This is a genomic window from Spiractinospora alimapuensis (genome assembly GCF_018437505.1).
In the GTDB taxonomy this organism is placed as follows: domain Bacteria; phylum Actinomycetota; class Actinomycetes; order Streptosporangiales; family Streptosporangiaceae; genus Spiractinospora; species Spiractinospora alimapuensis.
In genome coordinates this window covers 3509319-3534357 of sequence record NZ_CP072467.1, presented here as the reverse complement: position 1 = coordinate 3534357, position 25039 = coordinate 3509319, and the positions used below count along the sequence as shown (strand labels likewise).

Here is a 25039-nt window from a genome sequence, read left to right as displayed (position 1 = left end):
CTTGATCGGAAAGAATGTATCGAGGTCATTGGCGCTCAGGTAGAAATCGCTGCCGAATCCGGCTGTATGGGATCAAGGCGCCGGCGCTGCGCGCCGTCGCACCAGCCCCGTCCACCGCTCGGGCTGCGGGCTGCCGCCCGGTCCCGAACGGTGGACGCTTGCGCGGGTGCGGACTGGTGGAACCAGGGGGCTCCCGCCCCCATGGACCCCCGGTTCCGACACGGAACCTGGCGCGATGCGGGACGTGCCCGGGTACAGACCGCACGCGCCAGAACCCGCGCCGGTTCGATACCGCCGTCACCCGCCGCCGGGATGGGAGGACCGCCACCTGACGCGAGTGAGGAACGCACATGTCGTCCGTGCATGTGCGAGGCTGGCGGACGTTCAGCGATGATGCGGTCTGACAGCAGTAGTGACAGCAACGCGACCAGACACCACGTGACTCAGGCGGACGGCGGCGGACGCCGAGTCCACGTCAGCACACTTCTGAGATCGACCCGGATCGAACTGATAAGGATGAGGTCCGTGGTTCAAGTCCACGTACGCCCACGCGACTCTAAGACGACCCTGCTCGGCTGCTAAGGCAGCCTCGCAGGGTCGTCTTGTTTGTGTTTGTTGGGGGGACGACCCCCCATGCCCCCCGCGTGGCAATGTTGGCTGGGCGTTGGTGGTGGTCGAGGGCCTGGAGCGAAGGTGGCTCGGTCTAGCGTCCGGTGGTGGCTCTGCGTGTACGGCGTGCTGTGGAGGACCCGCTCTCTGGTGGCTGGAGCGGTCCGTGGCAGCTTGCCGTAAGCGAATCCGTTCGGCGCCGCAGGAGATCGAGGGCCTGGACACAGGTGGGCCCGCGGGCTGGCTGTGGTGAACCTGCTCGCGGGGCGTCCGGTGTGCTCGTTGGGGTACCCCCTCTGCTTGCTTGGGCGCTCCGCGCCGGGCCCGTGTGGCAACCACGTCTCTGCTCCCTCCGCCGTAGACGGTCGAGGCCTGGGTCGAGGGTTCGGGGCCGGCGTTGGTGTCCGGAAGTGGACGGGCCCCCGGCGTTGGGGGGTGGGGTGACCGTAGACTGCGGGTGACGCGGTTGGGAGGAGGGGGAACGTGCACTTCGTCATCGCCCTCTTGGAGTTCCTATACCTGGGGACCCTGCCGTTCGAGTTCTCCGCCGCGGCTCCCGGAACGCCGGGGATGTCCGGGGCGTTCGCGCTGCTCGCGGTTACCGCGGCGGCGTTTCTCGCGTTGCGGTTGGTGCGTGGGTTCTCGTCCTGGCCCGCCGGAGACGCCGCTCCGGACGCCGTACGTGCCATGCGCCGCAAGTCCGAACGACTACAGGTCGTTCCGCTGCGGGCGCCCGACACGCCCGGTCGGCCCCGGCCCAGAGCACCGGGAGCGGCCCTCGTGGCCGCTCGCTGACCACTTCTCCCAATTCTCCCAACCGTAGGTCTCTCTCCACGGGAGAGGGAGCGAGCGGCCCGACGTCCAGTGACAACACCCGTTCCGGACGAAGGGCCCACCCTTGTACAGTCTTGCCCCCGTCGCGGCCGCCATGGACCTACTGTCCTCGGCCCTGGTCGCGATCTCCTCAGCACTCACACCCGTCGTCCCCGCCGGTGCGGCGGGGCTGTCCATCGTGCTCCTGACCGTCGCGGTGCGTCTCGCGCTGGTGCCGGTGGCCGTCTCCCAGGTGCGCGCCGAGAAGGTGCGCAAACGCATCGCACCGGATCTCGCCCGCATCAGCACCCGGTACCGGAAAGACCCCCAACGGATGATGACCGAGCAGCGCAAGGTCTACTCCGAGGCGGGGTCCTCGCCCTTCGCCGGGTGCCTGCCGGGGCTCGTGCAGATTCCCATCGTCCTCGCCCTGTACGGCGTCTTCGTCGGAGCCTCCGGTGCCGACAACGCCTTGCTGTCGGACACCTTCGGCGGTGTGGAGCTGGGGGCCACCCTGACCGCGACGTCCCAGGGGGCGATGGTGGAGCCGGTCTTCGTGCTGATCATCGCGTTCCTCGCGGTGATCGCCTGGGCGCAGCGGCGCTACGTCATGGTGCCGACGATGCGGGACAACGCCGCCGTGAGCACCGGCGCGGCGACGCCGCAGATGCCGGGCATCGTCACCTACCTGCCGTACATGACCGCGGTGGTCGCCGCCTTCGTCCCCCTGGCCGCCGGTCTCTACCTGCTGGTCTCCACCGGGTGGGCCCTGGGCGAGCGGCTGATTCTGCGCCGGATCCTCCCCGACTGATCCGAACCGCGGGGGCAGGGAGGAGACGACGTCCTCCCCGCCCCCGCGGAACACGAACCGACAGCCCCGCCGCCCGTCGAACTCACCGCCCGTTCGACCCCGACGGCCGGTCCGAGGCGCGTTCGATCGCGGATTGGACGTCGCCGACCCGGTCGGCGAGGAGACCGACGGCGCCGATGGCTCGGGACACGGGGTCCTCGCCGTCGCCGCCGAGGGCCTTGGTGCGGAGGTAGGCGGACTTGACCTCGGTCCAGCGTTCTTCCTGTTCCGGGGTGAGGGTGCCACGAAGTTCGGCGAGTTTCAGAAGGTTGGCCTCCGCCCCGGCGGTGAGTGTCTGGGCCTCGCCGAGGTAGTGGTCGTCGATCAGGGCCTCGAGTTCGGCCTCGTTCATCACCGGGACCACGCGCTCCGCCAACCGGTTCATGTTGCGGTAGGAGCCCTGGAGTTGGAACGGCGGTTCGGTCCGGGCGTCGTCGGACTGCGCGGCCGAGGCGATGTAGGCCTGGTTCACGGCGAGCACAACCTGCTGCACCCGGAGCAGTTTGCGCAGCACCGCGAGAATCTGCTCCAGTTCCACCTGCGAGTACGGGTGGGACAGGCGATCGGAGTGCACCGAGCCGTCGCCGGAGGCCATCCGCACCAGGAGTTCGATGTCCCCCCGGTCGCGGCCGGACAGGGGAGCCAGCACGGTGTTGGCCGCGAGCGCGTTCTCGATGTAACTGAGCGCGAACACGTCGTCCTTGCCGGAGAGAACGTCGCCGAGATTGTAGACGTCGGCCCGGTTGGCCAGCATGTCCGGGATCCGGAACCGCTGTCCCTGCTCGGTGTAGGGGTTGCCCGCCATGCACACGGCGAAGCGCTTGCCGCGCATGTCGTAGGTGCGGGTGCGTCCCTCCCACACTCCCTCCATCCGGCGTTGGCCGTCACAGAGGGAGATGAACTTCTGCAGCAGTTCCGGGTTCGTGTGCTGGATGTCGTCCAAGTACAGCAGTACGTTGCTGCCCATCTCCAGGGCGAACCCGATCTTCTCGACCTCCTGCCGGGCCGTGGCGTCGGGCGCGTCGGCGGGATCCAGGGACGTGACCGCGTGGCCCAGGGCAGGGCCGTTGACCTTCACGAACACCAGACCGAGTCGGCTCGCCACGTACTCCATCAGGGTGGTCTTTCCGTACCCCGGCGGAGAGATGAGGAGGAGCAGGCCGTTGTTGTCGGTGCGTTTGCCGTCCCCCGTGGCGCCGAGCTGCTTGGCCAGGTTGTCGCCGATCAGTGGCAGGTAGGACTCGTCGAGGAGACGGTTGCGGACGAACCCGCTCATCACCTTGGGCGTGTACTCCTCCAGGCGGAGTCGGGACCGTTCGGCCTCCACCAGCTCGTTGCGCCGTCGCAGGTAGGCACGGAACGCGGGCGCGTCCTCCTCGCGCGATCTCCGCGTGCGCTCGAGGAACTCGTCCAGACGCAGCTTGACCCGGCGCTCGCTGATCCGCGGATGCGCGCCGAGCACCCCCTCGACCGTCGCCGTCAGCTCGGCGGAGGAGTCGTACCGCGGGACCGCGGTTCCGCACAACTCCACCGCGACCGCCTCGTCCACCACCTCCCTCGGAGGGGTGGCGCCGTCGAGGGTCGCCGTGTAGGCGCCCATCCAGGCGGAGGCCAGTTGGTGCCGTTCCGCCAGCCCGCCCAGCGCCGCGAGATCGGAGGTGAACTCCTTGTAGGCAGCGGCGGTCGGTCCGCCGAGGGCGTACCGGAACCCGTCCAGCAGGGAGCGGGCCTCCGCGCTGACCCCGAAGCCGGTGGGGGACTGTGCCAGCTCCTCCACCAGGTAGGTGCCGGCCGCGGTCGCGGCGGTCGTCGGCACCCCTGAGGAGTCCAGGAACTGGCCGACGGCGTCGGCCAGTTCGTCGTGCAGTGCGCCGAGCGCCGACGACGACGAACGCGGTCCGAACACGTCGCGGGCCCGGGCCAGGGACACCGACCGGGTCTGCCACGCCGTGCGGGACTCCGGCTCCGCGCCGAACGCCCAGAAGAGCCGGGCCGCGGCGCGAGCCTGGGCCGCGTGGCGGAGCGGCCCGGCCGCCGCGCGCAGGCGCAACACCGCCCGGAGGATCAGGGCGGCGTCGTGGTCGTGGACACCACGCTCGTATCCCTCGTCGTAGCGGGCCTCGGCCGCCCCGCGCACGATGGCGGACAACGCGTCGCCGTCCCCCAACGCCGCCTCGGACAGTTCGGCGATCGACGGGGCGTCCACACCGGCCTCGGCGTCGGCGAGGATCCCCGCGGCGAGGTACTCCGCCCGGTAGACCTCGGGGGACTCCGACACCAACAGCCGCTCCCAGAAGGCGCGGGTCTCCTGGAAGTCGGCGTCACGCACCGGTTGGCGGAAGTCGGTGCCGGTCACCGTGATCGCCATCTCTCCCTGGTGCGGCACCATGGTCAGGTCGATGGGTTGGGTGTTCACCGCGAACCGGTGGCGCCCCAGCCGGAGTGTCTCCCCGCCATCGTCGTAGAGGTCGACCCGGTCCCGTAGTGCCCGGCCGGCCTCCTCGCGGACCGTCTTGACCCGGCCGTCCAGTTCCTCCGCGCGCACCGTGTCACCGAGGGCGCGGAGTTCCTCCGCGGTCGACCGAAGTTTGGCGACCATCGGATCGGAGGCGAAGTAGGTGTTGATGTCGTCGATGGTCTCCAGCGCCGCGGCACGACGCCGGACCCCGGACAGGATCCGTTCGGACGAGGACGCCAACCGGTCGGCGCGGCGGGATCGCTCGTCCAGCAACGCCTGCTTGCGCGCGGACAGGGCCTCGTAGACGTCCTCGCGCTTGGCGGTCAGGTCGGCCAGGAAGTCGTCGAACTCCGCGAACCGCGACTCCAGGTTCTCCAACCGCAGCATGAGCCGGCCGAGCTGGTCGTCGCAGGCGTCGGGGGTGTCGGCGGCGGCCAGTGCGGCGGTGACGGCCTGGCCGAGGAGGGCGAACTCCGCGGCGAACTCCGCACGGCCCTCGGAGTCCATCAGCTCGCGTCGTCGCGCCCCCAGTGCGGCGCGGGCCCGGTTGACCGCCCCGGCCACCTCGCCGATCCGTTCGAGCACCGCGGTGCGGACCTGGGCGTCGCCGATGTCCAGGGCGTCGATGACCTCGGTGACGACCTCCAGCCCCTCGGTCTGCTCGGCGAGGCGTTCCGCGACCGGTTCGGCGGCGGCGACGGAGGTGATCGCCTCGGCGTCGTCGCTCAGCCGCCGCACTTCGACGTGGTACGCGGCGAACGCCTCCTCCCGTCGCAGGAAGTCCACCGCCCGCTGGCCGGTCGCGTCCAGTTCCTCGGAGAGTCGACGTCCCAGGTCGGCGACCCGGTCGCCGTCGACGTAGCGCATCTCGCCGAGGGTCACGACCCGCCCCTGGGCGCGGCGCACCTCGGCCAGGAGGGTGACCCAGGCGTCGGCGCTGTCACCGTCCTCGGAGCGGGCGCGGCGGACCAAGGAGGCGATCTCCGTCTCCGCGGTCTCCAGGGCCTCGGCGGCCTGCCGGGTCAGGGCCTGGACGTTCTCGAACTCCTCCAGGACCTGACGGGCGGTGGCGCGTACCTCCTGGACCGGCTCGGCCAGAGCCTCCAGTTCCTCCTCGCCCAGCCAGTGGTAGTGGTCGCCGATCCGCCGGCAGGCCGCGATGAGCGCCTCGAACACGGCGGTGGACGGGGACATCTCGTCCACCATGCGGGTGATCGACAGCGCGTCGGAGATCCCCCGCACCAGGTCGGCGTTGCCGACCCGCTCCAACGGACCGGTCCCCGTGGGCTGGGCGGCGGCGTGTACGTCGGACACGAACGGTGTCGACCACACCTGAAGAGGATGGACCCGCGTGGGCTCGTCGCTGGTGCTCCGGAACAGCACCAGCGTGCCGTCGTCGAACAGCGAGTATCCGTGGCAGTCGATCGGGTTGGCGACCTCCTTGCGGATCACGTTGTAGGGAAGCAGCAGGCTGCGTCCCTCCTCGCGTCCGTGGAAGGCGTAGAGCACGTCCTCACCGTTGGGCGAGCGAATGGTCCGCTCGAACTCCAGGTCGGTGAAGTCAGTGTCGAAGGTCGTGGAGGCACCGGTGGCCAGGTAGTAGCCGCCGGGGAAGATGATGCCCTGGTCCTCGGGGAGACGACGGCACGCGCGGCCGATGCCGTCCAGCCGCACCACCTCGTTGGTGCGGGTGTTGAACACCAGGTGGCGCCGCGTGGTCTCGTTGTAGGGCCGGATCCTGATCAGGATGAGGGGGCCGACCTCGGCGTAGTGGACGTCGGCGTCGGCCAGACTCTGCAGCGGCTCGTCGACCGGCTCGCTGTAGATGCCGGCCCCGACCTCCGTGTTGTTCTCCACCTTGACGGTCAGGTCACCCCCGACCGTCTCCACGAACACCTTGTCCAGGATGGAGATGTGGGGATGGCGCCCGAGCACGTGGTCCTCACGGGTGGTCTCGACCCACGTGAAGTCGTGAGGGGCGGGGAAGACGTGATCGCGGTCGCCCCGGTTGTCCCGGTAGGAGACCTCGCCGCGCGGGGTCACCGCCCAACGCAGCACCCGCGTGTCGTCGGTGCGCAGACCGATCTGGAAGACCGCGAGGAGCTTGCCCTCCACCCGGCGGAGCTGCATGAGCCGGGTGTCCTTGTAGTAGCGGTACAGCTCACCGAAGTCGCGGAGGAACTGGGAGTCGGCGAGCAGCCCCGGCAGCTCCTCGTGCTCGGCCTCGACGAACCGGAAACCGTCACCCTCGAGCTTCCGCTCGAAGGAGTACGTCGCGAACACGTCGCTGACCGTGGTCTCTGGTTTGAGGCCGATGAACACGTTGTAGCCGAACATCATCAGCCCGCCCACGGCGACGATGTCCCGCGGCACGCAGTTGTGCTCGGTGCGGATACGTTCGGTGCCCAGCAGCCGCAGCTCACTGGAGCCGAAGACCTCCAGCCGACGGGTGTTCAGCAGCTCGGCGCGCCGGGACAGTTCGGCGGCCTGTTCCGCGAGGCGGCCGCGGAGGATCTCGTAGGTTCCGGCGTCGAGGGTGGATCCGGAGTCGGGGGAGGGGCCCTCCTCGGTGGAGGAGGGCCCGTCACTCACATCGGTCACGCGGCGATCACCGCTTCGTGTCGTCAACAGCGGCGAGAGAGGCCACGCGGTGGTTCGCCACGCCGAGTGTGTGTGCCTTGTCCAGGAGCGCCTGCAGCTTGTCCGACTCCGGGGAGCCACCCTGGATCAGCTTGACCAGGAGGGCGGACACCGTCAGGTTCTTGACGTCCTCGGTGTTCACTGAGCCCAGGAGTCGGGACAGGTCGGCGGTGAAGTCGGAGTCACCGTTCAACCACGACCCGGCGAGCGACTGCGCCACGTCGGAGTTGCCGACGAACCCGTCCACCGCCTTGCCCAGGCCGATCGAGTTGACCATCCGGTCGAAAAACATGCCGTCGCCGCCGACGATGTTGATGTCGGCGCTCTCCAGACCGGAGGCGAGCACCGTCGCCTGCGCCTCCGCGACGTGCCGTTGGACGTCGATCCCGGCCAGGCGCACCTCCTTCTCCGCGTCCAGACGGAGCCGGTACTCCTCGTGTTCCCGGCTCACCTCGTCCAGTGCGGCCATCGCGCTCGCCTTCTCGTTCAGCCCCTCGGCCTCGGCCTTGAGCTTCGCGGCGATCGCGTCGGCCTCGATGGTGGCCTTCTCACGTGCGACGGTGTTCTCCGCCTTGCCGACCTTCTCGAGGGCGGCGGCGTCGGACTCGCGCACCTGTACCTGCGCCAACCCCTCGGCCGCGGCCTCGGCCTGCTTTCCTTCGGCCAGCCGGATCTGGGAGCGTGCGTCGAGGTCGGCGGCCTGCTGGCGGCTCTCGGCCAGGGTCAGCTCCTCGGCGGCGCGGTGCTTGGCCGACTGTTCCGCGGCCTCCGCGGCCTTGATGTCCTTGACCAGGTTCTCCTGCGCCTCGGCCTCCGCCTTGATGACGATCGCCTGCCGCTCGCGCTCGGCCTCCTCGACCGCGCGCAGCCGCTTGATCGCTTCCTCCTCCTCGGCGACGGTCTTGTCCACCGCGACCCGCTCGCGGACGACGTCGGCGACCTCGCGCTTCTCGGCCTCGACTTCCTTGTCCTTGGCGATCGTGGAGAGCTCGACCTCGCGGTCACGGGCGACGGTCTCCAACATGCGGTCCTTCTCGATCCGCTCGCTCTCCACCGCGATGACCCGCTCGCGGTTCTTCTCCGCGACTGCGATCTCACGCTGCTGGTTCTCCCGCTGGACCCCGAGCTGTTCCTCCGTACGCAGCTCCGCGGTGCGCGCCTTCAGGCGTTCCTCGGCCTGGACCCGCTGGGTCTCGGCCTCCTCGCGGGCGCGGATCGTCTCGATCTCCCGCGTCGCCTGCGCCTTCGCCTCGGCTTCCTGCCGCTCGAGTTCGGCCAGGGTCTCGGCGGTCTCCGTGTCGCTGCGCTTGATCTCCTTGTCGCGCTCGTTCTGCAGCTCGTTGGTGCGCCGATGCTGGATGGCCGTGCGCTCGGTGATCTTGGTGATGCCCTCGGCGTCGAGGATGTTGTTCGGGTCGTGCTCCGAAAGCGGAGTCTGCTTCAGGTCGGCGATGGCCGCGTCCTCCAGGACGTAGCCGTACAGGTCGTTGCCGATGACCTCGACGATCCGGTCGCGGAACTCCTTGCGCTGGGTGTACAGGTCCTCGAAGTCGAAGAACTTCCCGACGGTCTTCAGCGCCTCCTCGAACTTGGCGTCGAAGAGGTCCTGCAGTTTGTCCTGGCTGCTCGCGCTCTCCACACCGATGTTCTTCGCGACCCGCAGGATGTCGGTCTTCTGCGGGTTGACGCGGAGGAAGAACTTGATCCGAATGTCGGCGAGGATGTTGTCCTTGCAGGTGAGCGCGTTCTTCCCCGACCGTTCCAGCATGATGGACTTCTGCGAGATGTCCATCAGCTCGGCCTTGTGCAGCACCGGGAGGACCACTGCACCGGTCAAGGTCACGTCGACGTCGCGGACCTTGGAGATGATGAGCGCCTCACCCTGCTTGACCTTGCGGAACAGGCGGATGAGCATGATCGGCAGAACGAGCGCGATGACGACGAGAGCGGCGATGAGGATGCCGCCGGCGATACCTATGGCTTCCATTCGGGGTTGGACTCCCTGGCCTTGAGGGGATGCGTGAGCGGTGGGTCGGGGCGGGCGGTACGAGGGGCGGTCGGTCAGGCGGCTGGTCGCGCTCGAGGTGCGGATCTCATGGGCGCGACGCCGAAACGTCGCGTTCCCCGGTCGGTGCGGGCGGCACACGGGTGCGCGCCGCCGAGCCTCTTCGGGTCAGGGCTCTCCAGCGCTCAGGGCGTCGAACCGAGCGACGCGGTATAAACCCGTCTTCGTGTCGTGATCGAAGATCAACGCCGTGTCGCCTGACGTGAGGGCGTCGTCGTCGATCGTGCGGACCTGGATGAGCATGGTGGAGCCGTCTTTGGAGAGGACCTCCGCCTGCCCGAACTCCTGGTCGACCCGCAGCGTGCGCACGGTGCAGGTGCGCCCGACCAGCTCACCGGCGGAACGCGCGGACGCGCCCATGGCCTGGGTGCCCTCACGCTGCTGCTCCGGGCTCCGTCGCGTCGGAAACAGTCGACGGATGCCCACGGCCACGCCGCTGGTCAGCCCCCACGCGATCGTCACGGCGATCACCAGGACCAACAGACCGAGAAGGACGACGATCGGGGTGGACAACCCCGTGAGGGAATCGATCACGACATTCCCAACCAGGCTGCAGAACCATGCCAGAAGGACGAGCAGTGACAGCGACAACGTGGCCGGCATGCCACCGAGTCCGATGGCGCTGAGCATCGCGCCCATGCCTGGACCGTCGCCGTCGTCGGAGGAGTCGAGCAGACCCAGGTCGAGCACGCCCAGGAGCGCGAGGAGCCAGTAGGCCAGGACGACGACCAAGGCGAACGAGAAGAGAACGGTGGGGAACCCGAGTGCCGCATCGAGGAACTCACCCATACGCCGTTCTGCCGCCTTCGCCCGCCGCCACTGCACCACCCGGCGGGCGATGCGGAAGCACGACCCTATAAGACGCCATTCGACCCCCATGGCGCCAGGGCGTCACCTGACCGGATTCGGCCCAATGGGGTCGCGATGTGGCCACTTGGGCATCACGGCAAGTCGACAGGGCGCTACAGCGCGGTGTCGTCACGATGTTTTCCGTGAAACAACGCCGGGGCTCCGGTGGTGCGCCCGACGCGGGTCGACGGGCGAAACGAGGACATCGCCGACGCCGGGCTACTCTCACCTCCCGACCGGGGGTCGTGGAGAGCACGGAAGGGGAACGCTATGACGACACCGCCCATCGTGCGGGTCCGAGGTGAGGCCGTTATGGAGGTCGACCCGGAGATCGCCCGGCTCACCCTCGTCACGAGTGCGCGGGACAAGGATCGCCGACGCGCCCTGGACCGCCTCGCCGCGCGGAACGACGCCGTGCTGGCACGGATCCGGTCCTTCGGGGAGGCGGTCGAGGACGCGGAAACGGGCGTTCTGAACGTTCACCCCCAGCTCCATCACGGGCGGGGGGAGCGGGTGCGTGGCTACCACGGCAGCGTCCGGATCCGGCTCACGGTCGGGGACTTCGACGCGATGAGCACGATGATCGGCGAATTCGCGGACCAGGACCTCACCGAGGTGGTGGGCCCGTCCTGGGAACTTCGACCCGCCTCGCCGATGTACGGACGCGCCCGGTCACAGGCGGTGGAGGAGACCGTCACGCGTGCGCGGACCTACGCCGAGGCGCTCGGGGGAACGCTGACCGGACTCCGCGAGATCGCCGACGTGGGACTGAGTTCGCGGGCCGAACCCGCGCCGGGCCTCCCGCCGCCGGCCGGACAGGAAGCGTTTCGCGGCGCGCGACCGGACGAACCGGGCGCTCCCCCGCCAAGGGTCGAGGTGGGGGTCCCGCGGATCACGCTGCGCGCGGACGTGGAGGCGACGTTCACGATGTCGGAGCCCACCGCTCTGGGGCAGCCGCCGGCAGGTGCGTGACACCAGCGGGTCTAGGACTCCTCCGACGTGACCTCGAGGGACTCGCTGGACCGAGGTGCCCGGCGGGCCCAGTAGGTCGCGATCAGGGCACCGGAGAAGTTGTGCCACACGGAGAACAGTGCGGCGGGCAGCGCGGCCAGCGGCGCGAAGTGCGCGGTCGCCAGGCCGGCCGCCAGACCGGAGTTCTGCATGCCGACCTCGATGCTCACCGCCCGCCGGGTGCTCTCCGGCGTGCCGGTCACCCAGGCGAGGAGGTAGCCCAGGCCGAGCCCGCCGGCGTTGTGCAGGATGACGGCCAGGGCGACCAGCAGCCCGGCGGAGAGGACCGCGTCGGCGTTCGCACCCACCACGCCGGCGACGACCAACAGGATGCCGAGGACGGAGACCAGCGGCAGAATCGGCAGGATCTTCTCGACGAGTTTGGTGGCGAAGGAACGCAGCAGCAACCCGGCGACCACCGGCACGAGGACCATCTGCACGATGGACAGGAAGAGCTCGCCGGCGTCCACCGGAAGCGTCGAGCCCGCCAGAGCCAGCACCAGCAACGGGGTGAGCAGCGGAGCGAGGAGCGTGGAGATGGACGTCATCGCGACCGAGAGCGCGACGTCGCCGCGCGCCAGGTAGACGATCACGTTGGACGCCGTTCCGCCGGGGGCGGCGCCGACGAGGATCATCCCCACCACCAGCAGGGGATCCATCGCGAAAGCGTGGGCGATCCCGAACCCGAGCAGCGGCATGACCACGAACTGCGCGGCGACACCGAGAAGCACCGCTTTGGGGTGCTTCACGACGACGGCGAAGTCGATCGGCCGCAGTGTCAGCCCCATCCCGAACATGATGATGCCGAGCAGTAGAGAGACGTGGGGCGCGAGCTGGGCGCTCTGGTCGGGCAGCAGGAGCCCGATGACCGCCCCGAGCAGGGTCAGAACCGCGAACCACCGGCCGGCGAAGGCCCCGATCCGAGCGAGGAGCGCCACTGTGCCGCCTCCCAACGGGGTGCGAGTTGTCGGGATCCGTCCGGGATGAGACGGATTGGGGGACGACGCAGAGTATACGGCGGTGTCAGGGGTGCGCCGTGTCGCTGTGACCTGGGCGGACCGGCCGGCCCAGGCGACGCCCCGCGGTCGGTTCGGAGAACGCGCGCCGGGTCACGCGCCGAAGGGGGCCGCGGCCCCGACAGCGGTCAGCCGATGCCGGTCGCCTCGCGGACCCGGGTGAGAACGGTGTGCGCGCGGGCACGGGCCTGCACGGCACCGGCCGCGAGGATCTCGTCGAGGTCGCTCCCCGGCGCCATCAGCTCCGCGTAGCGCTCGCGAATCGGCTCGAGCTGGGGGTTGAGCACCTCGAACAGCTCGTTCTTCAGGTCACCCCACCCCGTGCCGCCGGCCTCCAACCGCTTGCGCGCGTCCGCCGTGACCTCCGGGGACGCGAACTGCTCCAGGAGTTGGAACACCGCGGAGGAGTCCGGGTCCTTGGGCTCCTCGACCGCCGTGCTGTCGGTGGCGATCCGCCGTACCAGCTTCTTCAGTTGCTTCTCCGGCGCCAGCAGCGGAATGGTGTTGCCGTAGCTCTTGCTCATCTTGCGGCCGTCGATCCCCGGCAGGGTGCGCCCGGTCTCCTCACTCGGGATGACCGAGCTGGGGACCCGCACCGTCTCACCGAAGGCGTGGTTGAAGGACCCGGCGATGTCCGCCGCGTACTCCACGTGCTGCGCCTGGTCCCGGCCGACCGGAACCACGTCGGTGTCCATGATCAGGATGTCGGCGGCCATCAGCACGGGATAGTTGAACAACCCCATGTTGACGCCGGCGTCGAGGTCGGCGTCGCCCGCCTCGAGGTTGCGGTCCCGCGCGGCCTTGTAGGCGTGGGCCCGGTTCATGAGGCCCTTGGCGGTGACGCAGGACAGCACCCAGGCCAGCTCGAAGGTCTCCGGCACGTCCGACTGCCGGTAGATGGTGATCCGCTCCGGATCCAGACCCGCCGCGATCCACGCCGAGGCCACCGAACGCGTGTAGTTCCGGATCTCCGCGGCGTCCCGGATCGTGGTGAGCGCGTGGTAGTCGGCGATGAAGTACAGGGCGTCGTAGGACTCCGCCAGTCGCAGGCCGGGACGGATCGCACCGATGAGGTTGCCGAGATGCGGGTCACCTGTCGGCTTGATGCCGGTGAGGGACGTCTTGCGTGTGGAGTCTGTCATGATCGAGTGCTCTGCCTCTGCGCCGCGGGATTCGGCCCAAGGATACCGGCCGCACCACCCAGAACGTGGAGGACGCCGCCCGCCAGGTGTGCCGTCCCGTACCCGGACGCGTGTTCCCCCCGTGCTCCGCCTCGGCCGGCGCGGTACCGGATCCGGGTAATGTGGCCGGCGCCGAACGGCGGGATTCGAGGAGGGTGAGCCGGTGGAGTCCAGTTCGAAGAATGTCGTTGTCTTCACCCTGGGCGGCACGATCGCCATGGGGCCGCAGGACAGCGGACCCGTTGTCCCCATGCTCACCGGAGACGACCTCGTCGCCGCGATTCCGGGGATCCGCGCCACGGACGTCACCGTGGACGTGGTGGACCTCAAGCGGATCTCCAGCGCGAGTCTCGGACTGGACGACCTCGCGGCCCTGTCGGCCGCGATCGAGGAACGGCTGGCCGAGGGGGCCGACGGAGCCGTCGTCGTACAGGGAACCGACACCCTCGAGGAGACCGCGTTCCTGCTGGACCTGTGGCACACCGGGCCGCAGCCGCTCGTCGTCACCGGGGCGATGCGCTCCCCCGCCCACGCCGGTCCGGACGGCCCCGCCAATCTGCTGGCGTCGATCCGCGTCGCCGCGTCGGACACGGCGAGCGGCGAGGGCGCGCTGGTCGTGATGAACGACGAGATCCACGCGGCGCGGCGGGTCCTGAAGACCCACAGCTCGTCCCCCGCGGCGTTCCAGTCACCCAACGGTGGGCCGCTGGGCTATGTGGTGGAGGGCGACCCCCGCATCGTCAACCGCCTGGAGCGCCGGGTGGCGATGCCGCGTCCCCAGTCGGCGGACTGGCCTCGCGTCGGCCTGGTCACCGTGACGCTCGCCGACGACGGATACTCCTTGCGTGGCGCGGAGGAATTGGACGCGTTGGTCGTCGCGGGATTCGGCGGGGGGCACGTGCCGGCGCACCTGGCCGAAACGCTGGGTGCGCTGGCGGCGCGGGTTCCCGTCGTCCTGGCCTCCCGCACCGGTGGCGGTTCGGTCATGAGCAGCACCTACGGATTCCCCGGATCGGAGAGCGACTTGTTGGACCGTGGGCTCATCGGTGCGGGGTTCCTGGCACCGCTGAAGGCGCGGGTCCTGCTGCTCGCTCTGCTGTCCGTGGCCAGTGACGGCGCGGCCATCAGCGCGGCGTTCGAAGCCATCGGGGGAATGCCACCCCGCGACACCGAGGACGAATAACGGACACTCCGCGATCGTCGGTGGCCGTAGGTGGCCACACGACGCCGGGCCGTGGGTCGTGGGCACACGCACACGGCCGTACCGCCGACCGCGAGGGGACCGCGTTCCTCGCTCCAGCCCATGGGCGGATCCGAACGGACAGCCGGTTGGCAGGGGCTTGTGGCCAGGGGTCATTCCTGGTCAGTGGAACGGGGTCTGGTGGGTCGGGGGTCAGGGTCGGGGAGCTTCCAGGTGCTTGGTTCCGCGCCCTCAGTCGTCTCCGCTGTCGGACATCGCGGTGGGTGAGTCCACAGGCAGGAATTCGCGCAGTACCGCCAGGAACTCCTCGTCGCTCATGATGGACCAGTCGACACTCTCGCTCATGTGGAGCGTTTTCCCCCGATTCGGACGACCTAAGCACGTTCCGTCGCACTCGTCAGGAATTGGCCATCCGAATCGTGGTCCGGAACCGGCGTATCGGCGCGCGCCCGCGGCAGGGCGGGGGTACCGGCGGATCGCGGGTGACGTTGCCCCGGATCAGAATCGTCGGTTGATCGCCGCCCGGCACTCGGGACAGCGACACCGCTTGTTGTAGCCGGTCACCGTGCCGTGTGGCAGGTCCGGGTCGCGTTCGGCCATCAGGGTGGCGTCCAACTGTTCTTCGAACGACGGCAGCATGCGGGCCGCGGAGAACAGCCGTTGGGGGTTGATCCCCAGCTCGCGGGCCGCGTCCTCGACGTGCACGCCCGTGCGAAGCTTGGCGATCAGGCGGCCGCGGACAGAGGGGGGAAGCTCCCGCTCCGCGTTGGCGGCTGAGTTCTCGGCGTCGTCGGTTTGGTGTCTCATCGTCTCCAGTGGTGACGGACGTGGTTGGATTCCACGGCGATGTCACCCGGTCAGAATCCGAAGTTGTATGCGCACCGTACCCTGGTGCGCACCCTTGAGCGACCAAGGTCGGTGGAATTGGCGCGGTGACCAGATTCGGGCAATGGATTGCCAGACGCTGGGGAGAGTGTTTCGCTTGAAGCACATCGTCAGGAGCAATTCGCGGACAAAGTGATGACGAGTCCCACCGTTCGCCGTCGCCGTCTCTCCACTGAACTGCGCAAGCAAAGGGTGCGTGCCGGCCTCACGGTCAACGCCGTGGCCGGGGAACTGGAATGGTCACCCGCCAAACTCGGCCACATAGAGTCCGGAATCCGCAAATGGCCGTCGATCATGGAAGTGTCGGAACTTTTGCGGCTCTACGGGGTCACCGGCGTCAAGCGGGAGGCCATCCTCACGCTTGCCCGAGAGTCGCGACTGCGTCCGTGGTGGACCGAATACGCCGACGTCCTCCCCCTGGCCTACGTGGGCAACGAAGCGGGCGCGGTGGCCATTCGGACCTACGCCGGGATCGTCGTTCCTGACCTGTTGCAGGTGCCGGAGTACACGGAGTGCCTCGCCCGTGCCCAGGGACGACACGGGGCCGCCGTGGACCGGGTGGTGGCCGGCTACCTGAAACGCCAGGAGGTCCTGGAGCATCCCACCGGCCTGCGCTACCACGCCATCCTCGAGGAGGAGGCCCTGCAGCGTGTCGCCTGGGACTCCGACCTCCTCCACACCCAGTTGCGCCACCTGGTCACCGTCGCGGAGAGGAACCCCGGGGTGACGATCCAGCTCATCCCCACCGCCGCCGGTCCCCACGCCGGGGCGGCCGGACCCTTCAGCCTGCTGGAGTTCGACGGGGACGAGAGTGCCCTCGCCTATCTGGACGCGGCCGCGGGAGGCAGGATCGAGGAGTCACCGGGCGCGGTCGCGCGCTGCGAGGCCGTCTGGGAGCGACTCGCCGAGCTCGCGACACCGGCGAAGCCCACGATCACCGCTCTACGGAGGCGTGCCCTGTTCGCGTGACCGGGGGTGCCGGGATCCGTCCCACGGACAAGCTATGCTGCGAAGAGAGTAACGTTATACGTTCGTTTCCGCCCCGGATACATTGCCGGCGGATCGGGCGAAACGTGGTACTGCACACGAGGTTAAGAAGAGGTCCACACCGTGAAGAAACTGCTGATCCTGGTGCTGGTTGCCCTCGGGGCTTTCGCTGTCTACCGCAAGATTCAGGCCGACCGCGCGGAGATCGACCTGTGGACTGAGGCAGGCGCGGCCAGCGACAACTGAGGTGGCCCGCGCGGACAGTCGTGTCGCGCCAGGCGCGGCTCGGCTGCCGCATTTTTGTCTGTACGGAGTCGTTTGGCCGCGGGGTAGCCACCCCCCGCGGTTCAAAAACCCGTGTCCCGGCTCCGTCCTCCTCGTTGTATGCTCATGCCGTCGGCATGCCCGGGGGCCATAGCTCAGTTGGCAGAGCGCTGGTTTTGCATACCAGAGGTCAGGGGTTCGAATCCCCTTGGCTCCACCGAACCACACAGCCTACGAACCCCGTCCGGTCGGGCGGGGTTCTTGGTTTTCTGGCCGACTGGCGATGTACCCGACCATCGGCGCCGCCGCCGATCAGACGAGTCATCGCCGTTGACGGCAAGGTGGTACGGAGTGCTGTCCTTGCCGGGATCACACCCGTCGACGGCGCTCAGCCGCTACCCGGCCACCCAGTCGAGGAAGTCGTCGGCGGCGATGACGGGTTTACCCCACTGAGCCGCTTTCTTCGCCTTGCCCGACTGGGTGCCCCGCTGCGCGACGACCAGCACGTCGGTCTTGGTCTTGGTCACGTTCTTGGAGATCGCGAGTCCCTTGTCGCGGGCGATGCGTTCCATCGCGTCGCGGCCGTGTGCGCCGTGCCGGTCGGAGACGACCTCGCCGGTGAAGCACACGCGTGCTCCGGGGACCAGCACTGTCGAGAGCGAGACTTCCGCCAGGTCTTCCACGCCATCAGGCAGGATGGTCACGCCAAAGTGCCGTTCGGCATCGCGCAGCCTGGCGATGATCCGCGCGTCACGGTCGACGACGCGCTCCCAGGCGTCGCGCAGGAGGTCGGCGAGCTCCATGGCCGGATCACTCTCGGCCGAGAGGTGGCCGCCGACGGTGAAGACATCGGCCGGGCTGGACGATTCGCTCAGGCGTCCTTGTAGGTACCCACGTCCGCGTGGATGTTTGGCGAAAGGGGTGCCGCTCGGGCTCGCCGCGGGACGCGGTGAGTCGACCTCCAAGCGCCGCACGATGCCGTTCAGCGTCCGGGCACGCTCCAGAGCGCTCGGGGCGCGAAGAGCGGTGCGCTCGCCGTCCGTCAGTAGCCGTTCGGGGATATCGGTACCGAGCGGCATCTGTTCCACGACGCCGTTGCGTTTGAGCTCGAAGTCGATGTGGCCAAGAGTCTCGTCAACGCCGACGCCAACGGGCACGCGTCCGGCCAGGAGGGGCGAGAGCGCGGCCCACGCCTCGGTGAGAACGGGAGCCAGAGCCACGTCGTCGACGAAGAGGTCGTAGTCAACCTGCGCGGAGTAGAGGTCGCTCGTGGGGTTGACGACGGTCGTGGCCTCGTCGCCGTCGTCGGTGACAAGGGCGATTTCGACCGGTCGAGGACGGTATCGGTCGCCTTCGTGTCCAACGGTGAGCACGGCCAGACACACATGCCCGGACGGCTGGCTCGTGTCGAGGCTCCCGTGGAGGAAGCGGCGGATGACGATGTCGGTCTTCAAGTCACGCGGGCGCACGTCGCGCTTCAGGACGAGGCCCTCGAAGCTCGTGCAACGGCTGAGGGCGACGTAGAGCTGCCCATTGGCGAAAGTGCCGCCCGTGAGGTCGACCACGACACGGTCGAGAGTCTGCCCCTGGCTCTTGTGGATGGTGATGGCCCAGGCGAGCTTCAGGGGGAGCTGTGTGAACGAGCCGATCACTTCGTGTTCGAGGCGACCGCCGCTCGTGATGACGGGCCGGGTGATCTCCCAACGATGCGGGCGTACCTCCACCGTGCCGCCGTCGCGGAGCAGGACGTCGACAACCGGCTCATCGTCGTCCTGTCGGATCGCGGTGATCCGTCCGAGACTTCCGTTGACCCAGCGCCCCGAAGAATCGTTGTTCAACAACATGACCTGGGCATCGACGGCGATCTCGAGGCGCTTGTCAGTCGGGAACTCGAAGGAGTCGGTTTCGCCGGTGCACGTCGCGGCGAAGGTGCGCGGTGAAGAATCGAGACGTTCGAGCATCTCGGAGTTGCGCTTTGCGACGATGCGGTTGGTGGTGGCCAGAGTCAGCCAGAATTCGTCCGTCGCCGGTTCGAAATCGGGTCGGGTGCGGGTATTCAACTCGACACGAGCGTCCGCCAGCAGGGCTCCCTCTCGTACTGCGTTGAGCAATTCGACAAGGCGGGTATCGCCAAGCTGACGGAAGACGGTATTGAGCTCTACGGTCGGGAAATGTTCGCGGTCAAACGCTCGGGCGGAGAAGAAGTACGGTGTGCCGAAGCGTTCGGTGATGTAGGTCGCCTCGACGTCGCGGACGATGGGCGGCAGTTGGTACAGGTCGCCCACGAGAACGAGTTGTACACCGCCGAAACGCTCGCCCGGTCGCGGGCCGAAGCGTTCGAGCGCTGTCGCCATCGCGTCGAAGAGGTCCGCGCGCACCATCGATGCCTCGTCGACGATGAGTGTGTCGAGCTCTCGCAGTACCTTCACGAATCGCGCGGGATAATAACGGTCACCTCGCACGGTGTCTTCTGTGACGCCGGGCGTAAACGAGAAAAGACGATGAATCGTGTACCCATCGACATTGAGTGCGGCAATGCCAGTCGGCGCGGCAATGACCGTTTTGCGATTCGATTCCGACAAGAATCGGCGAATAAGCGTGGACTTACCCGTCCCTGCCTTGCCGGTCAGAAAGATATTACTACCATTGTGCAGCAGCTCCAGGGCTTGTGCGAATTCCGGGGTGATGGTGAGTGGTGCGTGAGGATTCGTTGACGTGGCATCGCCATCCATGGGACGTCCTGTGAGATTGGGGGATAGGCCGTTTCAATCTCACGATAGTGGTTGGTCATATGTGCGGCACCAGAATGGAGGAGCCGTGCCGGGGCGCGCTGGAGCCGTGACCGCGGGACGTAGCGGCGGGGCGAGAGCCGACCGTGGTTCCGCGCGCTCTCCCCCGCCCTCCCGCCGGGGCCCGGAGACTCACCGAGCTCCGGATAGGCGTTCACCTCACCCCACGGTGGTTCCCTCCAGTTCGACCATCTGGCCGGCTACCGCGAGACGGGTCACACCGAGCATCGTGGTGGTGGGGGCGACCTGGGCGGCTCCCAGGCGGGCGGCGAGGAGGCCGTAGTGCGTGAAGAGGAGATCGACGTCCGTGGTGTAGACGTTGAGGCGGACGAGGTTGGACAGGGACATGTCGGCCTCGTGCAGGATGGCCTCCAGGTTGTCCAGGCTCAGCGTGACCTGGCCCGCCATGTCGTCGACGTGCAGGGGTGTGCCGTCGGGCCCCATCGCGGTCTGTCCGGAGCAGTACAGGGTCCGGGAGCTCCCGGAGACGATTTCACCCTGGTTGAATCCCATCTCCAACGACCACTTCACCGGGTTGATCGCCGTTCGTTCCATCGTTGCTCGCTCCGTTTCGATCCATGGGTAACGGACACCGAGCGGCCCGGAGGGGCCGCGTGCGGCGTCATGTGGAGCAGCCTCGCAACGAATCACGACACCCTGTGTCGTGTATAGCGATACTTTTCTCGTATGCGCGCGGATCGTCTCGTCTCCCTGGTGCTTCTCCTACGCCAGCGCGGGCGGTTGTCGGCGACGGAGCTCGCCCGCGAGTTGGAGGTGTCCACCCGTACCGTGCTGCGGGACATCGAGGCGCTGTCCACGGCCGGTGTTCCGGTGTACGCCGTGCGCGGCCGACACGGCGGGTTCGCCCTGGTGCCAGGGTTATTGCGGACGGCACTCACCGGGCTTAACCGCGACGAGGCCCTCGCTTTGCTGATCGCCGGGTCACGGCGCGGCGCCCAGCCGTTTGGACTGCGCTCAGCGCTGGCTTCGGCGATGCTCAAGGTGGTCGACGCGCTGCCGAGGAGCCATCGAGATGTCGCGGCGGGGGTAGCCGAGAGGCTCCTCGTCGACCCCGAGGCCGACCTCCTCTCGCGGCCATTGGAGGCAGAGGAGATCCCTGAGGAGATCCTCGCTGAGGTCCGCGGTGCCGTACTCCACGGCCATCGGTTGCGCATCCATTACGCGGCAGTGGACCAGCCCCCGCGTTGGAGGACCGTCGACCCCATCGGATTGGTCTCCGTGCGCGACCGCGCCTATTTGTTGGCGACCAGATCGGGAGCGGATCGGACGTATCGGCTGGCCCGCGTGACGGCCGCTGAGACACTCTCCGAGCCGGCACGGCGTCCAGAGCGGGTGGATCTGGGCCACCTCTGGCAAGAGCGAAGCGTCGGGTTCCGTACCGGCGGCGAACAGGTCACCGTGGACGTGAGAGTAGAGCCGCGGCGTCGGGAGGACCTGGTGAGTACCGCGCTCTCCCTCTGGGCGGAGGAGGCAGACCGGGACGATTGGCTCCGGCTGGAGGTGACCTTCCAAGACGCGCGTCACGCCGAGTGGGCGGTGTGGCAGCTCGGGACGGACGCCGAGGCACTGAGCCCCTCGTGGCTGCGGGTCTCCCTGCGCCGACGGGCCACCGCGATCGCCGCGCGCTACGAATCACCCTCCTGACCGGGGAGCCCGCGCCTCGGTGGCGCGGGCGACCCCAGGGGTCACCGTGTCAGCGCGACACCGCGGCGAACCGTTCGATCTCCGCGGTGACCTCGTCCACGGTCGTGATCTCCGGAAGCTGCACCAGCCACCAGGTCGCGCCGACGGCGCGGTACGGCTCGGGATCCTGCCCGGGTGGGCCGGCGGCGGCCACGTCGAAGCCGTCGAGGCCTCCGCGCCGTTCCCCGATTCCGGCGAGCATCTCCGCGAGGCCCTCCGGCGTCGTCTCCGGGCACAGTCCGTCGAACCTCGCCGCGCGTCGCATGGGCCCGGGGTTGGTGGACTGGGCCGCGACCCAGATGGGAATCCGCGGCCGCTGCACGGGCGTCGGCAGGAACCGCAGGCCGTCGACGCGGAAGTGCGTGCCGTCGTGTTCGACTTCCTCACCGCTCCACAACTGACACACGACGTCCAGGGCCTCGTCGAGCCGCGCGGCTCGTTCCCGCAAGGCGGCGACCTCACCGAACCGGGTGAGCTCGCCTCCGCTGTCGGTTCCGGGGCCGACGCCCAGTACGAACCGTCCGCCGCTGAGTCGGTCCAGCGCGACGGCCTGCCGAGCGACGACCTGTGGCCGGCGGCGCGTCAGGGGGGTGATCCGCGTGCCCAGTGTCATCCGTTCGGTCCGGGTGGCGACGGCGGCCAGTGAGATCCAGGGATCGCCGACGGCGAGCTCCGGTCGGTGCGGGCGGGCGATGTGGTCCCAGAGGAAGAACCCCTGGAAACCCGCGGCCTCCGCGTCGGCCGCGAGGTCGGCCAGGACGGTCGGATCGGCCAGTTCACCGAAGGGCGGAAGAAACAAGGCGTAGCGCACCACAGCTCCCAGGGTTCGGGGACGGACACCGAACCCCTACCCCGCTCCGCCGCCGTGTCCCGGGTCCACCAGAACTCACCGATCCGTGAGGGGGCCGGGAGTCAGTGTCGCGGGGAGTCTGGTGTCTTCCTGGAGGCTCGGCGCGGCTGATCCGGTGCGGGGGACTGGAGCCGGACGGGGTCCCGGGCCGCTCGCGCCGAGCGTGTCGTCGGGGTTGAGGAGGAGGCAGGCCCGCATGGACAGGCAGCCACATCCGATGCAGCCGGTGAGTTCCCGCTCGAGCGCCTCGATCTCCCGACGCCGTGCCTCGAGCTGTCGCTTCCACATCCGGGAGACACGTTGCCAGTCCTCGTGGGACGGGGCCTGGTCCGTGGGTAGGGTCGCGAACACCGTGCCGACGTCGGCGAGCGGGATGCCGAGCCGTTTGGCGACGACGATGAGGGAGACCCGGCGGATCATGTGCCGTGGGTAGAGGCGTTGGTTGCCGCTGTTGCGTTCGGCGACGATCAGCCGATGCGCTCGTAGAAGTGGAGTGCGGACGCGGACACGCCAGTCCGGCGCATGATCTCACCGATGGTGAGACGGTCCCCCGGACTGGCGTGCGGCATTCCCTGCGACTCGAGTGCGTCAGGCCGGGACGATCAGACCGTCGGTGGCCGTGCGGGCACGGTCGAACCGGGCGGCGACGTCGGCCCAGTTCGCGATCTTCCAGAACGCCTTCACGTACTCGCCCTTGACGTTGAGGTAGTCCAGGTAGAAGGCGTGCTCCCACATGTCCAGCATGAGGAGCGGAACGATCCCGGCGGGGACGTTGGCCTGCTGGTCGAAGAGCTGGAAGATGGACAGGCGCTGGCCGACGGAGTCCCAGCCAAGGATCGCCCATCCCGACCCCTGGATTCCCGTCGCGGTCGCGGTGAAGTGACCCTGGAAGGCGGCGAAGCTGCCGAACTGGTCCTTGATCGCGGCACCCAGCTCACCCTCGGGCTCGCCACCACCGTCGGGGGAGAGGTTGTTCCAGAAGACCGTGTGGTTGGTGTGCCCGCCGAGGTGGAACGCGAGGTTCTTCTCGTGGAGGTTCACCGCGGCGAAGTCACCCTTGTCCCGGGCCTCGGCCAGCGCGTCCAGCGCGCTGTTCGCACCGGCGACGTAGGCCGCGTGGTGCTTGTCGTGGTGCAGCTCCATGATCTTGCCGCTGATGTGGGGCTCCAGCGCGGCGTAGTCGTAGGGGAGCTCGGGCAGCGTGTAGACGCTCATGTGTTCTCCTCTGGTTGGTCCACCCCCGAACTTAGGACATAAAGCTAAGTTGAGGTCAACGTGGGGTGGTGGTGGGACGGGCCGTGTGCGCCTTGGGACGTCGAAAGACCAGGAACGCGACCCCCACGGAGAGGAGGAGACACAACGCCCCGATTCCCAACTGGGTCATGCCCCACGACCACGTGAAGACCTCGATCTCCGCCACTCCGCCCCCGGCGTCCAGCAGCCCCGCGCCGACGCTGGCGGCGTGGTCCGCGTCGCCCAGACGCGCGGTGAGCAGGCCGAGCAGTACGGCGCCAAAGACCGCGATGACCAGCGCTTCCGCGGCCCCGCGCAGCGTGTTGAGGAAGCCGGCGGCCATACCCACGATGTCTGAGGGGACGAGGCTCATCGCCTGCCCGTCGGTGATTCCGAAGGACGCCCATGCCGACGCCGATCAGGAGCAGCGGCACGGCCGTGGCGGCCACGGGGTGATCGGCCGAGAGGCCCATGAGGCCGAAGTTGCCGGCGGTCACCAGGGCCAGGGCGAGGACGATCAGAATTCGAGGCGACACACCTCGGTTGACCAGGGCCGCCGCTCCCAGTGGGGTCACCGGGACGGGCGCGGTGAGGAGCAGCATCGCCAACCCCGCGGTGGCTGGTGAGAGGTTGCCCACAGCCTGCAGGTAGGTCGGCAGGAACACCAGCACGCCCAGGAAACCGACGGATGTCGTGAGTGTCGCGAGGCACCAGCCCATGAATCCCCGGTTGGTCACCAAGGAGGGGGAGAGCACCGGGGACGCCGCGCGCCGTTGCGAGACGCCGAAGACCACCAGCAGCAACAGACCTCCGCCGACGGTGAGGAGAACGAGAGGGTTCTTCCAGCCCAGGGTTGGTGCTTCCAGGATCCCGAACATGAGGGCCGTCAGCGCACCGACGAAGAGGGCACTGCCGAGCCAGTCCGATCGCCCCGCGACGGCGGCCCGGGATTCGGGCAGGCGGGTCGCGCCGATCGTGATGGCGACCCCGATGACCGCGAACACGGCGAACCCGCCCCGCCATCCGGTCGCGCTGACCAGCAGCCCCGAGAGCGTCGGTCCCAGGGCGATCCCGACTCCCGCCATCGTTCCCATCAGGGCGAACGCCTTGGTCCGCACTGATCCCGAGTAGGAGGCGGCGATGACCGCTCCACCGGCGGCCATGATCCCGGCGCCACCGAGCCCGGACACGACCCGTGCCACGTCGATCAGCAGGATGGACGGGCTGAGAGCCGTCACCGTGAACCCGGCGGTGAAGACCATGGCGGAGCCGACGAAGACCCTGCGGCGTCCGATCCGGTCGGCCGTGGAGCCCGCGACGAGGGTCATGGCCGCGAACGCGAGGTTGTATCCGGCGACGACCCAGTTGAGGGCTGATCCGGAGGCGTCCAGGTCCACCCCGAGGCTCGGCAGGGCGACCGCCGCCCCGGAGATCGACATGGCGACGAGTACGACGCCGACAAGGATGACCGGCAGGGTCAGCGGAGAGGGGCGGGCCCGTGAACCCTCGGTTGGAGGTGTCGACGACGTCGTTTCCGTCTGCATGATCCTCGCTCTCGTTGGTGATCTCTGAGCGGGATCAGCACACCGCCTCAACCTCTGTTGAGGTCAAGTTGGTGGTGCGGTGGGGCACGG

The 25039-nt window shown here is 68.7% G+C and carries 20 protein-coding genes and 1 tRNA gene; 8 read left to right on the top strand and 13 right to left on the bottom strand.

Features of this window, described 5'->3' with window-relative positions:
• Positions 1-1092: 1092 nt before the first annotated feature.
• Positions 1093-1404 carry a DUF6412 domain-containing protein gene (locus J4H86_RS16390; RefSeq protein ID WP_236538627.1) on the top strand — a complete coding sequence of 104 codons (312 nt, stop codon included), beginning with the start codon at positions 1093-1095 and terminating at the stop codon, positions 1402-1404.
• Between the two features lie 103 nt (positions 1405-1507).
• Entirely contained in the window at positions 1508-2233 is a 726-nt protein-coding gene (locus J4H86_RS16385; protein ID WP_236538626.1) for a YidC/Oxa1 family membrane protein insertase, read from the top strand.
• 82 nt (positions 2234-2315) lie between these two features.
• Here the strand turns inward: J4H86_RS16385 and J4H86_RS16380 are convergent, their stop codons facing one another.
• The 3 genes from J4H86_RS16380 to J4H86_RS16370 form a co-directional block, all read right to left on the bottom strand.
• Positions 2316-7331: a DNA repair ATPase gene (locus J4H86_RS16380; protein WP_394356386.1), complete on the bottom strand. Its 5016-nt coding sequence runs from the start codon at positions 7329-7331 to the stop codon at positions 2316-2318.
• A 7-nt stretch (positions 7332-7338) separates the two neighbouring features.
• The gene (locus J4H86_RS16375) at positions 7339-9357 is read right to left on the bottom strand and encodes a flotillin family protein (RefSeq protein ID WP_236538625.1); all 2019 of its coding nucleotides are present in this window, start codon (positions 9355-9357) and stop codon (positions 7339-7341) included.
• Between the two features lie 186 nt (positions 9358-9543).
• Positions 9544-10224, bottom strand: a complete 681-nt coding sequence (locus J4H86_RS16370) for a DUF1449 domain-containing protein (RefSeq protein ID WP_236538624.1) — start codon at positions 10222-10224, stop codon at positions 9544-9546.
• Positions 10225-10554: 330 nt separating this feature from the next.
• Between J4H86_RS16370 and J4H86_RS16365 the strand changes: the two genes are divergently transcribed.
• Positions 10555-11256, top strand: a complete 702-nt coding sequence (locus J4H86_RS16365; RefSeq protein ID WP_236538623.1) for an SIMPL domain-containing protein — start codon at positions 10555-10557, stop codon at positions 11254-11256.
• Positions 11257-11267: 11 nt separating this feature from the next.
• On the opposite strand, the gene J4H86_RS16360 is transcribed toward J4H86_RS16365, so the two are convergent.
• Both J4H86_RS16360 and J4H86_RS16355 read right to left on the bottom strand, forming a co-directional pair.
• Positions 11268-12233: a bile acid:sodium symporter family protein gene (locus tag J4H86_RS16360; protein ID WP_236538622.1), complete on the bottom strand. Its 966-nt coding sequence runs from the start codon at positions 12231-12233 to the stop codon at positions 11268-11270.
• Between the two features lie 206 nt (positions 12234-12439).
• On the bottom strand, positions 12440-13453 hold the full coding sequence (locus J4H86_RS16355; protein WP_236538621.1) for a tryptophan--tRNA ligase: 1014 nt from the start codon (positions 13451-13453) through the stop codon (positions 12440-12442).
• 202 nt (positions 13454-13655) lie between these two features.
• Between J4H86_RS16355 and J4H86_RS16350 the strand changes: the two genes are divergently transcribed.
• On the top strand, positions 13656-14675 hold the full coding sequence (locus tag J4H86_RS16350) for an asparaginase (protein WP_236538620.1): 1020 nt from the start codon (positions 13656-13658) through the stop codon (positions 14673-14675).
• 516 nt (positions 14676-15191) lie between these two features.
• Here J4H86_RS16350 and J4H86_RS16345 read toward each other — a convergent pair.
• On the bottom strand, positions 15192-15500 hold the full coding sequence (locus J4H86_RS16345) for a hypothetical protein (RefSeq protein ID WP_236538618.1): 309 nt from the start codon (positions 15498-15500) through the stop codon (positions 15192-15194).
• Between the two features lie 213 nt (positions 15501-15713).
• On the opposite strand from J4H86_RS16345, the gene J4H86_RS16340 reads away from it, so the two are divergent.
• The 3 genes from J4H86_RS16340 to J4H86_RS16330 all read left to right on the top strand — a co-directional run bounded on the left by J4H86_RS16340 (position 15714) and on the right by J4H86_RS16330 (position 17046).
• Positions 15714-16547, top strand: coding sequence for a helix-turn-helix domain-containing protein (locus J4H86_RS16340; protein WP_236538616.1), 834 nt, complete (start codon positions 15714-15716; stop codon positions 16545-16547).
• A 141-nt stretch (positions 16548-16688) separates the two neighbouring features.
• Positions 16689-16811: a DLW-39 family protein gene (locus J4H86_RS16335; protein ID WP_236538615.1), complete on the top strand. Its 123-nt coding sequence runs from the start codon at positions 16689-16691 to the stop codon at positions 16809-16811.
• Positions 16812-16973: 162 nt separating this feature from the next.
• A tRNA-Ala gene (locus J4H86_RS16330) sits at positions 16974-17046 on the top strand.
• Positions 17047-17224: 178 nt separating this feature from the next.
• Here the strand turns inward: J4H86_RS16330 and J4H86_RS16325 are convergent.
• Together J4H86_RS16325 and J4H86_RS16320 are read right to left on the bottom strand one after the other, a co-directional pair.
• Entirely contained in the window at positions 17225-19561 is a 2337-nt protein-coding gene (locus J4H86_RS16325) for an AAA family ATPase (protein ID WP_236538614.1), read from the bottom strand.
• A 216-nt stretch (positions 19562-19777) separates the two neighbouring features.
• Positions 19778-20173 (bottom strand): RidA family protein, encoded by a 396-nt coding sequence (locus J4H86_RS16320; protein ID WP_236538613.1) that lies wholly within the window; start codon positions 20171-20173, stop codon positions 19778-19780.
• Between the two features lie 132 nt (positions 20174-20305).
• Here J4H86_RS16320 and J4H86_RS16315 point away from each other — a divergent pair, with 132 nt between their 5' ends.
• A complete protein-coding gene (locus J4H86_RS16315; protein ID WP_236538612.1) occupies positions 20306-21283 on the top strand; it encodes a helix-turn-helix transcriptional regulator in 978 nt (325 codons plus the stop codon).
• 49 nt (positions 21284-21332) lie between these two features.
• Here J4H86_RS16315 and J4H86_RS16310 read toward each other — a convergent pair whose 3' ends face one another.
• From J4H86_RS16310 to J4H86_RS16295, 5 genes are all read right to left on the bottom strand, one after another.
• Positions 21333-22133, bottom strand: a complete 801-nt coding sequence (locus J4H86_RS16310) for an LLM class flavin-dependent oxidoreductase (protein ID WP_236538611.1) — start codon at positions 22131-22133, stop codon at positions 21333-21335.
• A gap of 75 nt (positions 22134-22208) precedes the next feature.
• Positions 22209-22592: a MerR family DNA-binding protein gene (locus J4H86_RS16305; protein ID WP_330932426.1), complete on the bottom strand. Its 384-nt coding sequence runs from the start codon at positions 22590-22592 to the stop codon at positions 22209-22211.
• A gap of 47 nt (positions 22593-22639) precedes the next feature.
• Entirely contained in the window at positions 22640-22741 is a 102-nt protein-coding gene (locus J4H86_RS27460) for a MerR family DNA-binding transcriptional regulator (RefSeq protein ID WP_330932425.1), read from the bottom strand.
• A 19-nt stretch (positions 22742-22760) separates the two neighbouring features.
• Positions 22761-23387: a superoxide dismutase gene (locus J4H86_RS16300; RefSeq protein WP_236538610.1), complete on the bottom strand. Its 627-nt coding sequence runs from the start codon at positions 23385-23387 to the stop codon at positions 22761-22763.
• Positions 23388-23431: 44 nt separating this feature from the next.
• Positions 23432-24949 carry an MFS transporter gene (locus J4H86_RS16295; RefSeq protein WP_236538609.1) on the bottom strand — a complete coding sequence of 506 codons (1518 nt, stop codon included), beginning with the start codon at positions 24947-24949 and terminating at the stop codon, positions 23432-23434.
• Positions 24950-25039: the final 90 nt, after the last annotated feature.

Excerpts from the sequence above, each read along its gene's own strand:
- J4H86_RS16370 (WP_236538624.1), bottom strand. The coding sequence starts at position 10,224 with ATGGGTGAGTTCCTCGATGCGGCACTCGGGTTCCCCACCGTTCTCTTC.
- J4H86_RS16325 (WP_236538614.1), bottom strand. The coding sequence starts at position 19,561 with ATGGATGGCGATGCCACGTCAACGAATCCTCACGCACCACTCACCATC.
- J4H86_RS16355 (WP_236538621.1), bottom strand. The coding sequence starts at position 13,453 with ATGACAGACTCCACACGCAAGACGTCCCTCACCGGCATCAAGCCGACA.
- J4H86_RS16300 (WP_236538610.1), bottom strand. The coding sequence starts at position 23,387 with ATGAGCGTCTACACGCTGCCCGAGCTCCCCTACGACTACGCCGCGCTG.
- J4H86_RS16295 (WP_236538609.1), bottom strand. The coding sequence starts at position 24,949 with ATGCAGACGGAAACGACGTCGTCGACACCTCCAACCGAGGGTTCACGG.
- J4H86_RS16365 (WP_236538623.1), top strand. The coding sequence starts at position 10,555 with ATGACGACACCGCCCATCGTGCGGGTCCGAGGTGAGGCCGTTATGGAG.
- J4H86_RS16345 (WP_236538618.1), bottom strand. The coding sequence starts at position 15,500 with ATGAGACACCAAACCGACGACGCCGAGAACTCAGCCGCCAACGCGGAG.
- J4H86_RS16375 (WP_236538625.1), bottom strand. The coding sequence starts at position 9,357 with ATGGAAGCCATAGGTATCGCCGGCGGCATCCTCATCGCCGCTCTCGTC.
- J4H86_RS27460 (WP_330932425.1), bottom strand. The coding sequence starts at position 22,741 with ATGCCGCACGCCAGTCCGGGGGACCGTCTCACCATCGGTGAGATCATG.
- J4H86_RS16315 (WP_236538612.1), top strand. The coding sequence starts at position 20,306 with ATGCGCGCGGATCGTCTCGTCTCCCTGGTGCTTCTCCTACGCCAGCGC.
- J4H86_RS16340 (WP_236538616.1), top strand. The coding sequence starts at position 15,714 with ATGACGAGTCCCACCGTTCGCCGTCGCCGTCTCTCCACTGAACTGCGC.
- J4H86_RS16305 (WP_330932426.1), bottom strand. The coding sequence starts at position 22,592 with ATGATCCGCCGGGTCTCCCTCATCGTCGTCGCCAAACGGCTCGGCATC.
- J4H86_RS16320 (WP_236538613.1), bottom strand. The coding sequence starts at position 20,173 with ATGGAACGAACGGCGATCAACCCGGTGAAGTGGTCGTTGGAGATGGGA.